Genomic DNA, 14,110 nt, shown 5'->3' on the forward strand with positions numbered 1-14,110 from the left:
TCCATATTCGGCCGGTTCGAGCCTCACTACGGTGAACGGGCGCCCGATTCGCGTTCACTGACCGCCATGGCGACCACATCGTTGAACAACCCGATCCTGCTGACCATCGCGGCGTGCGAGGTCGGATTCTGGGTACTGACGCTCGGCGGGCTCGCGGTGCGGTACTTGTTGCGCCGGCGGACGGCGAGCACCGTGATGATCGCGCTGCTGCCCGTCCTCGATCTCGTTCTGATCGTGGCCGTCGCCCTCGATCTGCACCGCGGCGGCGACGTGGGGTTCGCGCACCGGCTCGCCGGGATCTATCTGGGATGGACCGTGATGTTCGCTCACTCCACGGTTCGGTGGTTGGACGTGCGATTCGCCCACCGGTTCGCGGGCGGGCCGCCGCCGGAGAAGCCTCCCAAGAAGGGCCCGGCGGCCTACGAGCGTGAAAAGGCGCTATTCCTGAAATGGCTCGGCGCCGCCGCCATCGCGCTGGCGGTGACGTACGGACTGGCGTTCACCGTGGCCGACGCGGAGCAGGCTGCGGCGCTGAAAGCAGGTGTCTCGGCGATCGGCGTCATCACCGTCATCTGGTTCGTCTCCGGTCCGCTGTGGGCGAAGGTTCATTAGTGTGGTGCGCACCATGCGCAACTATCGGGGCTGGCGGCCCGAGCACGTCGCGGTCGTTCCCGGCGTCGGTCTTGCCGCGTCTTTTCTGTTCCTGGCCGCGCTGTACCTGACCGGAATCGCCGACGAGTCGGGCCGACGGATTCTGCAGAGCTGGGGAGCAGCGGCCATCGCGGGGGCATTGGTGGTCATGGCAGGCGCAGCATGCCTGCGCCGCCGCTACCCGATCGTCGCCTATCTCGGGACCGTGGCGGTCACGGGAGGACTCGTCGTCACGGTCGGTGATCTGGGATTCACTCCGCTGTACTGGATTGCCATCGTCGGCTTGGCCATTCGGGTGTCGGGAGCAGCGCTGGTGGCCTGCGCGAGCGTAGGGATCGTCGTCGACGCCGCAGCCAGCTCCATCAACGCGTCGTCGTGGGTGGTGCCGGCCATCAACATCGTGGTCAGCTATTCGGTTCTTCTTCTTCTCGGAAAAGTCATCGCGCACAACAGGGCTCAGGCGCAACTCAGCGATTCGGCCCTCGCGGCCGCGCAGGCAGAACACGAAGCGCGACTCGCGGAGGCGATCGAGAACGAACGCCGCACCATGGCCCGTGAACTGCACGACGTGGCGGCACACCACCTGACGGGCATGATCATTCAGGCGCGAGCGGCGGACAAGGTGATCTCCGGCGACCCGGCTCGGGCGCAAGAACTCTTGCACGACGTCATCGACTCCGGTCAGCGCACGCTCGACGGATTGCGTCAGATCGTCGGAATTCTCCGCTACTCCTCCGACGAGCATGCCCCTCCGCAGCCCGTGATCGGCGACATCGCGGGACTCGCGGATGAGTCCAGACATGCGCTGCGCACCGTGGACGTCGAGATCGACGACGACATCGAGAACGTGGACAGCGCAGTGCAATTGGCGTGCTACCGCATCACGCAGGAGTCATTGGCGAACGCGATGCGCCATTCGCCCGGGAGTGACGCGTCGGTCCGGTTGGTACGCAGGAACGGGTCGGTGCATCTGACGGTCGAGGACACCGGACACGACGGACCCGCCGCCGGCGACGGGCAGGGGCTGGGTATCGCCGGAATGCGGGAGCGGGCAATGCTCCTCGGTGGCCGACTCGACGCCGGCCCACGCGCGGGCGGCGGCTGGCAGGTCACCGCCGAGTTGCCCGTCGACGGAAGGATCGCACCGTGATCGACGTTCTCATCGCCGACGATCAGCCGGTGGTACGGCAGGGGTTCGAGCTGTTTCTCGCCGACCACCCCGAGATCCGCGTCGTCGGTCACGCCGCCTCGGGTCACGACGCAGTCCAGAAGGTCGAGGAACTGCGGCCCGACGTGGTCCTGATGGACGTACGGATGCCGCATCGAGACGGGCTCTCTGCGGCCGCCGAGATCCTGTCGAGGTTCGACGGCACCCGCATCATCATGATCACCACGTTCGACCTCGACGAATACGTGTTCGCCGCGCTCGACATCGGGGCGTCGGGGTTTCTTCTCAAGGACACCGACCCCGACGAACTGGCGCGGGCCGTCGTGACCGTCGCGCACGGTGGCGCGGTGCTCTCACCGCGCCTGACGCCCCGGCTGATCGCCGAATTCGCCCGTCGCAGAACAGCTCCCGCTCCCCGCGAAACGCCCGATCACGATCTGACGGCACGCGAGATGGATGTGGTGCGTCTGCTCGCCCGCGGAATGGGGAACACCGAGATCGCCCGGTCACTTCACCTGGAGCAGAGCACCGTCAAATCACACGTCGGCAATATTTGCCGGAAGTTGGACGTTCCGACGCGGGTCCATGTGGTGATCTGGGCCTACGAGAACGGGGTGGTGGGGCGGCAGGAATAGATCCGCCGGGGCTGCCGTTACACATCTCGACGGCGTCCGTTGGCAAGCCCCGGGCCTCACCCCATTCGTCGCCACGAGCGACCACTCGCCGAGAGGCGTTTGCACGGGCGTCGTCCCCAATCTTTCGGCTCTCGAGAGGAACACGGCATGGCCTCGAAGACCTGGTTCATCACCGGAACGTCCCGCGGCTTCGGCCGAGAATGGGCCATCGCGGCTCTCGACCGCGGCGACAAGGTCGCCGCGACGGCGCGTAACACGGATTCCCTGAACGACCTGGTCGAGAAGTACGGCGACGCCATCCTTCCCATCCAGCTCGACGTCGACGATCGGGCTGCGGACTTTGCCGCGGTTGCTCAGGCACACAAGCACTTCGGCTCGCTGGACATCGTCGTCAACAACGCCGGATACGGACAGTTCGGCATGATCGAAGAGTTGAGCGAGGACGACGCTCGCCGGCAGATCGAGACCAACGTCTTCGGCGCCCTGTGGGTCACTCAGGCCGCGCTCCCGTATTTGCGTGAGCAGGGCAGCGGTCACATCATCCAGGTGTCGTCCATCGGCGGAATCTCGGCGTTCTCCGGGCTCGGGATGTACCACGCGTCCAAGTGGGCACTCGAAGGGTTCAGCCAGTCGCTGGCGCAGGAAGTCGAGAGCTTCGGCATCCACGTGACCTTGATCGAGCCGGGCGGATTCTCTACCGATTGGAGCGGCGATTCCGCCAAGCACGCGACTCAGCTCGACGCGTACGCCGACGTTCGCGAACAGACCCTGAAGCAGCGTGCCGTCCGTACCGCGAAGCGCGGAGAGCCCGAGGCCACGCGTGCAGCGATCCTGAAGATCGTCGACGCCGAGGAGCCGCCGCTGCGCATCTTCCTCGGCGAAGCGCCGCTCGGCATCGCCACCGCCGACTACGAGTCGCGGTTGGCGTTGTGGAACGAATGGCAGGACGTCGCGATCCAGGCCGGCGGGTAGGGAACCTTCCGCGCGGCGCGCTCGTTGGCGAGACACGTCCGAAAACGGACATTTCGCGCACGGAAGGATCTCTCATGGGTGTCAGCCTGACCAAGGGCGGCAACGTCTCCCTCACCAAAGCAGCACCGAACCTCACCGCGGTCTCGGTCGGCCTGGGATGGGACATTCGCACCACGACGGGAACCGATTTCGACCTCGACGCCAGCGCAATCGGCCTCGGCGCCGACAAGAAGGCACCCGGCAACGAGTACTTCGTCTTCTTCAACAACCTGAAGACCCCGGACGGCTCCATCGAGCACACCGGTGACAACACGACCGGCGAGGGCGACGGCGACGACGAGGTCATCAAGGTGAACCTCGCTGCCGTACCGCCGACCGTCGAGACCATCTCTTTCCCCGTCTCGATCTACGACGCCGACACGCGTTCGCAGTCGTTCGGCCAGGTGCGCAACGCGTTCATACGCGTCGTCGACCAGGCGAACGGCACCGAGCTCGCGCGCTACGACCTGTCCGAGGATGCCTCGACCGAGACCGCCATGGTCTTCGGAGAGCTGTACCGCAACGGCGCCGAGTGGAAGTTCCGTGCCGTCGGTCAGGGCTACGCGTCGGGTCTCGCGGGCATCGCGCGGGACTACGGCGTCAACGTCTAGCGATGGCGATCGACTACACCAAGAAGAAGACGCCGGAGGCCGCTGCCCCGTCGCTGATCAGCCTCACGAAGTCCGCGCCGCGCGTGAACCTCGCGAAGGGCGGCGACGGTCAGGGTGCCATGAGGGTGAACCTCAACTGGACGGCGCAGAAACCGTCGGGTGGGTTCCTCGCCAAGCTGGCGGCCGCGGCCAATCAGATCGACCTCGACCTCGGGTGCCTGTACGAACTGGCCGACGGTTCGAAGGGTGTGATCCAGGCTCTGGGCAACAGTTTCGGAGCGTTGGAGAAGCCGCCGTACATCCTTCTCGACGGCGACGACCGGTCCGGCTCCAACTCGGCGGGCGAGAACATGCACATCAATCTCGCACGGCCGGAACAGTTTCGACGAGTACTCGTTTTCGCCATGATCTACCAGGGTGCGCCTAACTGGGCCGCCGTCGACGGAGCGGTGACGCTGTTCCCGACGTCGGGTCCACAGGTCGAGGTTCGCCTCGATTCGGCCGAGAAGAACGCACGAATCTGCGCGGTCGCACTGATCGAGAGCGACGGCAAGACCGTCTCGGTGCAACGCGAAGTGAAGTACGTGACGGGAAGCCAAGCGGACCTCGACAAGATGTACGGCTTCGGCCTTCAGTGGAAAGCCGGCCGCAAGTAGGGTCGAACGCATGAGCTCCGCCGTGTTTCCAGCCCGCCTGCCCATCGTCTGCGCGCCGATGGCGGGCGGGCCGTCGACACCCGCACTCACCGCGGCCGTCTCCAATGCCGGCGGTCTTGGATTTCTCGCCGGCGCGATCCTGACCCCCGACGAGTTGGATCGACAACTCACCGAAGTCGAGCGGTCGACGTCGAATCCCTACGGCGTCAACCTCTTTCTGCCGTCGAAGCAGATCGCGACGGACGACGCACTCGACGGATACCGGTCCGCTCTGCAGCCACTCGCCGCCGAACTCGGTGTCGAGGTGGGTCCCGCGACCTGGCACGACGACCACATCGCCGAGAAGATCGACATCGTCTGCTCGCACCGCCCCGCTGCGGTGAGCGTGACGTTCGGCAGCCCGGGCCGCGAATTGTCGGACCGAGTGAAGGCGATCGGCGCGCAGATGATCGGTACGGTCACCTCGATCGCGGAGGCGGAGATTGCCGTCGCCGACGGTGCGGACATGCTGGTGGTCCAGGGAAGCGAAGCCGGCGGCCATCGGGGAGTGTTCGACGACGACCCCAGCGATGCACGTGGGGGTTTCTTCCTCTCCTTGCCGTCGCTGCTGATGTCGATCGGGCTGTCCGTCGACGTCCCGCTCATTGCGGCCGGCGGAATCATGGACGGCTCCGGCGTGTTCGCAGCCCTCGGATGGGGCGCTGTCGCAGCACAATTGGGGACAGCGTTCCTGTGCAGCCCGGAAGCGGGGACGAGTGCGGTGCACAGGCGAGCGCTGCTGAACCGCGAGTACGAACGGACGATGGTCACACGCGCGTTCTCGGGGCGTCCGGCTCGCGGACTGGCGAACGAGTTCGCGGAGAAGTTCACCGGCATCGCTCCCGCCGGCTACCCGGAGCTCAACTCGATGACCGGCCCCCTTCGTGCAGCCGCGACTGCCGCGGGCCGCGCCGACGTTCCCAACCTCTGGGCCGGCACCGGATGGCGTGCCGTCACCGACGCACCGGCAGGCGACATCGTGGCGCGGATTGCGCGGGAGATGGTGACGGCCTGAAACTGAGTGGCCACTATCGTGCGCGACTCGCGGGATCCCGCGTATGGCGAACGATAGTGGCCAACCGCTCTCGGGTGTCGCAAAAGTTCAAGACAGCTGCACTGCCGTCGGCGCAGGATTGTCTCCATGACAGCAGCTACAGGACAACACACCACAAACGGCCTGCCCCACGGACGCACGTCGCTGACCCCGCACATCGTCGTCGCTCGGGCCGCTGAGGCCATCGAGTTCTACCGCGACGTGTTCGGAGCCACGGTCCTCGGCGTCATGAAGTTCGGTGACGCCGTCGCGCACGCCGAACTCGAATTCACCTCCGGCCGAATGACACTGAGCGATCCGCTCGACACGTACGGCCTCGTCGCCCCGACGGGCGGCGACTCCGTCAACTATTCGCTCGCGATCTACGTGACGGACGCCGACGACGTCGTGAAGCGCGCCGCGGAGGCCGGCGCCACCGTGCGCGAAGACGTACAGACCTTCGTCTCCGGTGATCGCTTCGGGTCCATCCTCGACCCGTTCGGCGTCCGGTGGGCAGTGCAGACGCGCGTCGAGGACATCTCCGACGAGGAAAGCAACCGTCGGGTCGAGGAGTGGGCCGCTACGCAGAGCGGGTAGAGAGCACCCGGTCCAGCGCCGCCACCGCGGCGTCGAGGTCTGCCTCGGTGACCGTCAGCGCCGGCCGGAACCGAACGCTGCGCTCGCCGCAGCCGAGCATCAGGACGTGCTCCTCGGTGCGCATGCGTTCGACGAGCCGGTCACGCGAGGCCGCGTCGGGCATCGAGAAGGCGGTCATCAGGCCGCGACCGCGGACGTTGTCGATGTGACTGTGGCGCAATGCAAGTGATCGAAGGCCGGTGAGGAGGTACGAGCCCATCTCGGCGGCCCGCGCGATCAGACCCTCGGACTCGATCACCTCGAGGATGCGGCGGGAGCGCACCATGTCGGTGAGGCTGCCGCCCCAGGTCGAGTTGATGCGTGAGGACACCGCGAACACGTTGTCGGGGACCTCGTCGACCCGCCCGCCGGCCATCACTCCGCAGACCTGCGTCTTCTTGCCGAAGGACATCACATCGGGAACGACGCCGAGTTGCTGGAAAGCCCATGCGCTGCCGGTCATTCCGGCGCCGGACTGCACCTCGTCGAACACCAGCAAGGCGTCGAACTCGTCGCACAACGCACGCAGACCCTGCAGGTACTGCGGACGGAAGTGGTGGTCGCCGCCCTCGCCCTGGATCGGTTCGAGGATCAGGCACGCCACGTCGTGCAGGTTGGCTTCGAATGCACGACGGGCCTCGGTGAGCGACTGTCGTTCCAGCGCATCGAGATCCGCGCCGTCACGGATGTAGGGGGAGGAGATGCGCGGCCAGTCGAACTTCGGGAACCGCGCGACCTTGATCGGGTCGGTGTTCGTCAGCGACATCGTGTACCCGGACCGGCCGTGGAACGCATGCTCGAGGTGCATCACCTTGGTGCCGAGTTCTGGGTCGATGCCGTGGGCCTCGTTCCAGCGACTCTTCCAGTCGAACGCCACCTTGAGTGCGTTCTCCACCGCGAGCGCGCCACCTTCGACGAAGAACAGGTGCGGCAGGCGCTCGTCGCCGAGGACTCGAGCGAACGTCTCGACGAATCCGGCCATGGCCTCGGTGTAGACGTCGGAGTTGCTCGGCTTGTGCAGAGCGGCCTCGAGCAGGGCTGCGCGGAAACCTTCGTCGTCGATCAGTGCCGGATGGTTCATACCCAGCGCGTTCGACGCGAAGAATGTGAACATGTCCAGGTAGCGGGTGCCGTCGCGCGCGTCGACCAGCGTGGATCCCTGCGATTGCGTCAGGTCCAGCACCATCTCGAACCCGTCGGCCAGCATGTGGCGACCGATGACCTCGTGGACCGCGGCCGCGTCGACCGACTGGCGTGCGGGGAACAGGGGGCGACGTAAGACTTGTGTCATGAACGGCAACGTACGCGATAATATTTCGTCAAACAACCGCTGAGCCATAATTTGTCCTGTCTTGACCCCACGGATAAGAATGGAGCACATGACAACGACCTCCGACCTGACCACCAGGACTGCCGAGCTCCTCACCGCCATGGGCGCCGACGCCCCGCTCGCCGCTGCGAGCTCGGACGGCGCAGGGCTGGTGACGGCGTCGCCCATCACGGGCGGCACGCTCGGATACCTGCAGCCGACCGCGGAACCGTCGGCCGTCGTCGACGACGCGGTGGCGGCGTTCCGGACCTGGTCGACGGTTCCCGCTCCCGTGCGCGGCGGGGTGGTTCGCGAACTCGGGGAGCTGCTGCGCGAGCACAAGGACGCCCTCGGCGAGTTGGTCTCGATCGAGGCCGGGAAGATCGTCAGCGAGGGTCGCGGCGAAGTGCAGGAGATGATCGACATCTGCGACTTCGGCGTCGGCCTCTCTCGCCAGCTGTACGGAAACACGATCGCCACCGAGCGACCCGGTCACCGCATGATGGAGCAGTGGCACCCGCTCGGCGTGGTCGCCGTGATCACGGCGTTCAACTTCCCGGTGGCCGTCTGGTCGTGGAACACCGTCTTGGCGTTGGTCGCCGGCGACACCGTCGTGTGGAAGCCGTCGGAGAAGACGCCGTTGACAGCCGTTGCGGTGCAGGCGATCTTCGAGGAGGCGGCACGCAGAGCGGGAGTCGACCCCAAGATCGCGCAACTGATCCTCGGCAAGCGCGACGCCGGTGAAGCTCTCGTCGACGATCCGCGTGTGGCGCTCGTGTCCGCAACGGGTTCCACCCGCATGGGACGGGAGGTGGCGCCGCGCGTCGCGCAGCGATTCGGACGAGTTCTGTTGGAGCTGGGCGGAAACAACGCCGCCATCGTCTCGCCCACCGCCGATCTGGACCTGACGGTGCGCGGAATCGTCTTCTCGGCCGCCGGAACCGCGGGTCAGCGGTGCACGTCGCTGCGGCGGGTGATCGTGCACGAGTCCGTCGCCGACACGCTCGTCGAGCGGCTGTCGTCGGCGTACGCGACGCTGCCCATCGGATCACCCTTGGACACAAGCACTCTGGTGGGACCGTTGATCGACGAGGCTGCTCACGAAGGGTACGTGCGTGCCCTCGAACAGGCCGCGAAGGACGGCGGCAAGGTCGTCGCCGGAGGCGAGCGGATCGCCGAGGAACTCGGTGGCTACTACGTGCAGCCGGCGATCGTCGTCATGCCGGGACAGACCGACATCGTCAAGCGCGAAACCTTCGCGCCCATCGTCTATGTCATGACGTACTCCACCCTCGACGAGGCGATCGCCCTGCACAACGATGTGCCGCAGGGACTTTCGTCGTCCATCTTCACCACCGACCTGCGTGAGGCGGAGCGGTTCCTGTCCGCGGCGGGCTCGGACTGCGGCATCGCGAACGTCAACATCGGGCCGTCGGGAGCCGAGATCGGGGGAGCGTTCGGCGGCGAGAAGGAGACCGGCGGTGGTCGTGAATCCGGAAGCGACGCATGGAAGTCGTACATGCGGCGCGCGACCAACACCGTCAATTACAGCTCGGAACTGCCTCTGGCACAGGGGGTCGAGTTCCTGTGACCGTTCCCATCCGCGACGACTCGATCCGGCTGGGTCAGTTTCTGAAATTGGCCAACCTGATCGACTCGGGCGCCGAGGCGAAAATGGTGATTGCCGACGGTGAGGTCATGGTGAACGGGGAAGTGGAGCTGCGACGCGGCCGACAGTTGCGCGACGGAGACGTCGTCACCGTCGGCGGTGTCACCGCGGTGGTCACGCGTTCCGATCCGGCTTGATCACCGCTGCGCGATACGGCCTCGCGCTGTGCTTTTCGAACCGAGCGGCACGGACGTACCGGCCGCGGCCAATCCCATGACCGGCATGTTCGCGTAGATGCTCTCGTGCTGGCCCGCACCGACCCGGTAGGTCTCGTGAAAGATGCCGACGTTGCCGTTGCCGCCGACTCTCTTGTTGAACTCGCGCCACGCGGGCAGGTGAGGGTTGTCGGGATCCTTGGCGAAGGCTTCGAGCTGATCGAAACTGCGCCAGTACTGAATCATGGTGATCGTTCGCCCGCTCAGGGACGAGCTCGCTCCGAGCATGCCGAGCTCCGGATGAGCTGCGAGCTCTTTCAGCATTCTAGGCATGGCCGTGAACGGCCGGATCCACTGGTCGATTCGATGAATCTTGTTGATACGCATGCCGATCACGAAGACGACGAAGTCGCCGTCGATCTGTGCGGTGAAGCGGCCGTTCGCTACTGAAGTCATAAACGGATAGTGCTACTATCTACTTGTGATGTCAAGGTGAAAGTGTCCGAGCTGTCGAGGGCGTCCGGGGTGTCGGTCGCGTCGATCAAGTACTACGTCCGTGAAGGGCTTCTCCCCGCGGGTACGCAGGGGGCTTACGGCGACGAGCACGTTCAACGACTTCGGTTGATCCGAGCGCTCGTCGATGTCGGTGGTCTTCCCATCGCACGGATTCGCGCGACGCTCGCCGCGATCGACGACGACGCACAGCCGCTGCACCACGCGTTCGGGGCGGTCATGCACGGCATCGACTCCGTTCCCGACGTCGAACCGGATGTGACCGAGGTGCACGACTGGCTGCGCGGGCGCGGATGGAACATCGAGGACGGCGCACCCGCCCCCTACCGCCTGGCCGAACTTCTCGAGACGCTGCGGCGCTTCGGGTTCGATGTGTCGTTGTCGAGTCTGGATCCGATTGCGGACTCGGCGTACGCCACCGCCGAACTCGAGGTGGGGTACGCGCGCGCCAAACCGACCCGCACCGCGGCCGTCGAGTCGATGCTCATCGGAACCGTCGTGTTCGAGCGGGTGTACGCCGAGATCCGGCGATTGGCGCTCGAGGCGGTGAGCGCGCGCGAGTGATCTACCGCAGCCGCACCGGCAACCGCGTCAGGCCGCGGATGAGGTAGCTCTCGCGAAACCGTAGCGGATCCGTCGTCGCGAGATGGAGGTTCGGAAACCGTTGCAGCAGTTGCGTGAACGCGATCTGCGCTTCCATCCGGGCGAGCGGGGCACCCACGCAGTAGTGGATGCCGTACCCGAATGCGACGTGGCCTGCGGTCGGCCGGGTGATGTCGAGAACGTCGGGGTTCTCGAACTTCTCCCCGTCGCGGTTGGCCGACAGCAACGCGACGTAGACGAATTGGTCGGCGGGGATCTCGCTGCCACCGATGACGACGGGCTCCGTGGTGTAGCGGAGCGTGGCGAAGTTGATGGGTCCGTCGAAACGGAGGAACTCCTCGACCGCGTTGCTCACCAGCGACGGGTCGTCGCGAAGGAGCGACAGCTGATCGGGGTTGTGCAGCAACGCATGTGCGCCGCTCCCGATCAGATTCACCGTGGTTTCGTGGCCGGCGACGAGGAGGAGAAAGGCGGTCGATACCAGCTCGGTTTCGCTCAGCCGGTCACCCTCGTCGCGCGCCTCGACCAACGAGGTCAGCATGTCGTCGGTCGGGTTCGCGCGCTTGGACTCGATGAGTCCGCCGAGGTAGTCCGACATCGCCCGCGCCGCCCGGCCCTGATCCTGCGAGACGGCGACGGTCAGCAACGTGTCGGTCCAGGCGCGAAAGTCGGCACGGTCCTCGTACGGAACACCGAGGAGCTCGCAGATGACCGTGATCGGCAGGGGCACAGCGAAATCCTCGATGAGGTCGGCCGTGTCCGAGGTGTCCATCGCGTCGAGCAGCTCGGTCGTGATCGCCTCGATCCGCGGCCGCATCGAGGCGATACTCCGCGCGGTGAACGCCTTGTTCACCAGGCTTCGCAGCCGGGTGTGGTCCGGCGGATCCGAGTTCAGCATGCTCGAGGACAGGCCTTCGCCGACCGTGTACCGAACCCCTGATCGCCGCCGGAACAGTTCCGCGGCTCGGTCACTGGACTTGTGCAACCGAGGGTCGGCGAGTGCGGCCCGCCCCTCCGCGAACCCGGTCACGACGTAGGCTTCGCGACCGTTCACGAGCCGGACGTGATGCACCGGACCCTGGCTCTGCCACCGGTCGTAGAACGCGTACGGATCGTCGAAGAACGACGGATCGACGATCTCGAGTCGGTCGGCCCCGGAAGTCATGCCCGCGGGTCAGCTCTCGGCGGGGAGCGGCTGGGCGGCCACCACGACTCCGTCACCGTCGCTGTAGACGTACTCCCCGGGCACGAACGTGACCCCGCCGAATTCGACGGTGACGTTCTTCTCGCCGGACCCGGTCTGCGTGCTCTTGCGTGGGTTCGTTCCCAGTGCCTTGATACCGATCGGCAGCGACGCGAGAATCGCGGAGTCCCGAACGGCCCCGTTCACGATGACACCCGACCACCCGTTGTCGACGCCGCGTCCGGCGATGATGTCGCCGACCAGTGCGGTGTGCACGCTGGCGCCGCCGTCGACGACGAGAACACCGCCGTTGCCCGGTTCGCTCAGGGTCTGCTTGACGAGCAGGTTGTCCTGGAAGCACTTGATCGTGGTGACGGGTCCGGAGAACTCCGTGACCGCGCCGAGCTGCCTGAACTGGATGTCGCAGCTGCGGATGTCGGGTCCGATCGTGTCAGCGAGGTCGGCTGTGGCGATGAACGTAGGAGTGCTCATGCGCCCCAGCCTAATCAGCGGCGCCGTCGGCCGGGTCATCACCCGAATTGCGATGACCAAACTCACGAGTACGACGGTTTTCCCTGCTCAGAGGCATGCCGCACTCCGGACGAACCGGACTTCGGTCACCGAGGGTGGCCGTCTCACGATTGGCAACGACGATCCGGGGGCATCCGTGAGTTACACGAACAAGATGACACCCCGTAGTGAGGAACACCCCATGACGACCCCGTCAGCAGCCAATCCAGATCCAGCCGAGGTGGCCGGCCTCGAGTCCGGTGGCGGCGTAGCACCCGGAGACACCCCGCCCGTGTCCGCGTCCACGACCGGACCGAACCACGAGCCCCCGCAACGTTCCAGGGCGCCGTTCGTCGTGTTTCTCGTCGTCGTCGGCGTGATCGTCGTCCTCATCGCACTCGGCCTGGTGGGACGCATCGCCGGGCTGGTCTAGTCGGCTCGATCCGCACGCTCCGCCATCTCGCGGAACTCGGCGGGGTCGATCTCGTCGGCGGTCACGGTTTTCGTTCCGTTGTAGACGTCGCGGTCGATCTCGTCGTCGGCATTGGCCACCAGCATCGCAACGAACGTGTCGCCGTTGACGTTGAGGAACGTGCGGAAGATGCCCGCGAACCAGTCGACGGCGATCAGCAGCCCGACCGCTTCGAAGGGGAGGTCGAGTGACGTCGCCAGGAACATCGCGACCACGGGGAATCCGCCCGGCACGGTAATGGTCCCCATGTTGAGCAGGATGGCGAGTCCCATTCCGAGCACGATCTGCCCGAGACTCAGGCTGACGTCGCCGGCTTGCGCCAGGAACACGACGACGATCATGTAGTTCAGGACTGCGCCGTACGAGCCCATCGTCAGTCCGATGGACAGGGTGAAATTGGCAACCTTCTGACTGACTCCAACTTTCTCGACGGTGTTGCGCAGCACGGTCGGAAAGGTGACCGCCGAGCTGGTCGTCGTGACGGCGATGGCCGTCTGCTCGGTGAGCTTGCTCGGCAGCCTGACCGGGTTGAGGCGAGTGCGCACCGTCACCACCGCCACGAACAGGGCGAAGAGGATGAGAACACCGAGCAGCGTCGTGCCCAAGTAGCTCAGCGCCGTGGACACGACCGCGATGCCCACGTCGCCCGCCAACGCGGCGAGCAGGCAGAACACACCGATCGGTGCGATCACCATCACCAGGCGAATCATGGTCAGGACGATCTGCTGAACGTGGTCGATAAAAGTCAGGACGGTCGTGTCGCCGGTCTTCGCGATGTGGCTGCGCAGCGCGATGCCGAACAGCAACGAGAAGACGATGATCGGCACCATGGTCGCGGTCGACATCGCCGAGAAGATGTTGGTGGAGACGAAATCGAGCAGGGTGTCCTGCCATCCCAACGCCTCGCCGGCCGATTCCTCCAACGACGGGTCCGGCGGTTGAGTGAACACCATGCCCGCGCCCGGCGCGATCACCGTGGCGAGAATCCACGCCAATACTGCTGCGACGCAAGAGAACCCGAGCATCCACTTGAACGTGCGGAACGCAATGCGGCCCGTGCCCGTCCCGGACATCGACCCTGTCGCCACGATCACCGACGCCATCACCAGCGGAACGATGGACATCTGAATCAGCCGGATGAACAGGTCGCCGACGAACTTCAGGTTGGCTGCCCACTCACCGACGACGAGGCCGAACACGACTCCACCGACGGCGGCCAGTCCGATCTGCGCAGCGGGATGCTTCAGTGCTTTCAT

Annotated in this window: 17 protein-coding genes; 12 read left to right on the top strand and 5 right to left on the bottom strand. The window is 65.8% G+C overall.

Features of this window, described 5'->3' with window-relative positions; all coding sequences use genetic code 11:
• Nucleotides 1-66: 66 nt before the first annotated feature.
• From AC59JP_RS11220 to AC59JP_RS11255, 8 genes are all read left to right on the top strand, one after another.
• On the top strand, nt 67-612 hold the full coding sequence (locus tag AC59JP_RS11220; protein WP_497325859.1) for a hypothetical protein: 546 nt from the start codon (nt 67-69) through the stop codon (nt 610-612).
• 13 nt (nt 613-625) lie between these two features.
• Complete coding sequence (locus AC59JP_RS11225) at nt 626-1,801, top strand: sensor histidine kinase (RefSeq protein ID WP_497325860.1); 1,176 nt, start codon at nt 626-628, stop codon at nt 1,799-1,801.
• A complete protein-coding gene (locus tag AC59JP_RS11230) occupies nt 1,798-2,454 on the top strand; it encodes a response regulator (RefSeq protein WP_497325861.1) in 657 nt (218 codons plus the stop codon). Before AC59JP_RS11225 ends, AC59JP_RS11230 begins: the two co-directional genes overlap by 4 nt.
• Nucleotides 2,455-2,601: 147 nt before the next feature.
• Entirely contained in the window at nt 2,602-3,426 is an 825-nt protein-coding gene (locus AC59JP_RS11235) for an SDR family oxidoreductase (RefSeq protein WP_497325862.1), read from the top strand.
• A 74-nt stretch (nt 3,427-3,500) separates the two neighbouring features.
• The gene (locus AC59JP_RS11240; protein ID WP_497325863.1) at nt 3,501-4,076 is read left to right on the top strand and encodes a TerD family protein; all 576 of its coding nucleotides are present in this window, start codon (nt 3,501-3,503) and stop codon (nt 4,074-4,076) included.
• 2 nt (nt 4,077-4,078) lie between these two features.
• On the top strand, nt 4,079-4,732 hold the full coding sequence (locus AC59JP_RS11245; RefSeq protein WP_497325864.1) for a TerD family protein: 654 nt from the start codon (nt 4,079-4,081) through the stop codon (nt 4,730-4,732).
• Nucleotides 4,733-4,742: 10 nt separating this feature from the next.
• Nucleotides 4,743-5,786, top strand: a complete 1,044-nt coding sequence (locus tag AC59JP_RS11250) for a nitronate monooxygenase (protein ID WP_497325865.1) — start codon at nt 4,743-4,745, stop codon at nt 5,784-5,786.
• Nucleotides 5,787-5,912: 126 nt separating this feature from the next.
• Nucleotides 5,913-6,401, top strand: coding sequence for a VOC family protein (locus AC59JP_RS11255; protein ID WP_497325866.1), 489 nt, complete (start codon nt 5,913-5,915; stop codon nt 6,399-6,401).
• Here the strand turns inward: AC59JP_RS11255 and lat are convergent.
• The gene (lat, locus tag AC59JP_RS11260) at nt 6,385-7,731 is read right to left on the bottom strand and encodes an L-lysine 6-transaminase (protein ID WP_497325867.1); all 1,347 of its coding nucleotides are present in this window, start codon (nt 7,729-7,731) and stop codon (nt 6,385-6,387) included. The genes AC59JP_RS11255 and lat overlap by 17 nt on opposite strands.
• Nucleotides 7,732-7,819: 88 nt before the next feature.
• Between lat and amaB the strand changes: the two genes are divergently transcribed.
• Together amaB and AC59JP_RS11270 are read left to right on the top strand one after the other, a co-directional pair.
• Complete coding sequence (amaB, locus tag AC59JP_RS11265) at nt 7,820-9,340, top strand: L-piperidine-6-carboxylate dehydrogenase (RefSeq protein WP_497325868.1); 1,521 nt, start codon at nt 7,820-7,822, stop codon at nt 9,338-9,340.
• Nucleotides 9,337-9,555 (top strand): RNA-binding S4 domain-containing protein, encoded by a 219-nt coding sequence (locus AC59JP_RS11270; RefSeq protein WP_497325869.1) that lies wholly within the window; start codon nt 9,337-9,339, stop codon nt 9,553-9,555. Before amaB ends, AC59JP_RS11270 begins: the two co-directional genes overlap by 4 nt.
• Here AC59JP_RS11270 and AC59JP_RS11275 read toward each other — a convergent pair whose 3' ends face one another.
• Nucleotides 9,556-10,029 carry a DUF4188 domain-containing protein gene (locus tag AC59JP_RS11275; RefSeq protein WP_497325870.1) on the bottom strand — a complete coding sequence of 158 codons (474 nt, stop codon included), beginning with the start codon at nt 10,027-10,029 and terminating at the stop codon, nt 9,556-9,558.
• A gap of 42 nt (nt 10,030-10,071) precedes the next feature.
• On the opposite strand from AC59JP_RS11275, the gene AC59JP_RS11280 reads away from it, so the two are divergent.
• On the top strand, nt 10,072-10,650 hold the full coding sequence (locus AC59JP_RS11280) for a MerR family transcriptional regulator (protein ID WP_497325871.1): 579 nt from the start codon (nt 10,072-10,074) through the stop codon (nt 10,648-10,650).
• Nucleotide 10,651: 1 nt separating this feature from the next.
• On the opposite strand, the gene AC59JP_RS11285 is transcribed toward AC59JP_RS11280, so the two are convergent.
• Both AC59JP_RS11285 and rraA read right to left on the bottom strand, forming a co-directional pair.
• On the bottom strand, nt 10,652-11,854 hold the full coding sequence (locus AC59JP_RS11285) for a cytochrome P450 family protein (protein WP_497325872.1): 1,203 nt from the start codon (nt 11,852-11,854) through the stop codon (nt 10,652-10,654).
• Nucleotides 11,855-11,863: 9 nt separating this feature from the next.
• Complete coding sequence (rraA, locus tag AC59JP_RS11290; protein WP_497325873.1) at nt 11,864-12,364, bottom strand: ribonuclease E activity regulator RraA; 501 nt, start codon at nt 12,362-12,364, stop codon at nt 11,864-11,866.
• Nucleotides 12,365-12,584: 220 nt separating this feature from the next.
• On the opposite strand from rraA, the gene AC59JP_RS11295 reads away from it, so the two are divergent.
• Nucleotides 12,585-12,815: a DUF6480 family protein gene (locus AC59JP_RS11295; protein ID WP_497325874.1), complete on the top strand. Its 231-nt coding sequence runs from the start codon at nt 12,585-12,587 to the stop codon at nt 12,813-12,815.
• On the opposite strand, the gene AC59JP_RS11300 is transcribed toward AC59JP_RS11295, so the two are convergent.
• A complete protein-coding gene (locus tag AC59JP_RS11300) occupies nt 12,812-14,110 on the bottom strand; it encodes a dicarboxylate/amino acid:cation symporter (RefSeq protein WP_497325875.1) in 1,299 nt (432 codons plus the stop codon). The genes AC59JP_RS11295 and AC59JP_RS11300 overlap by 4 nt on opposite strands.

The sequence above is a fragment of the Rhodococcus sp. 320_ES genome (assembly GCF_059691855.1).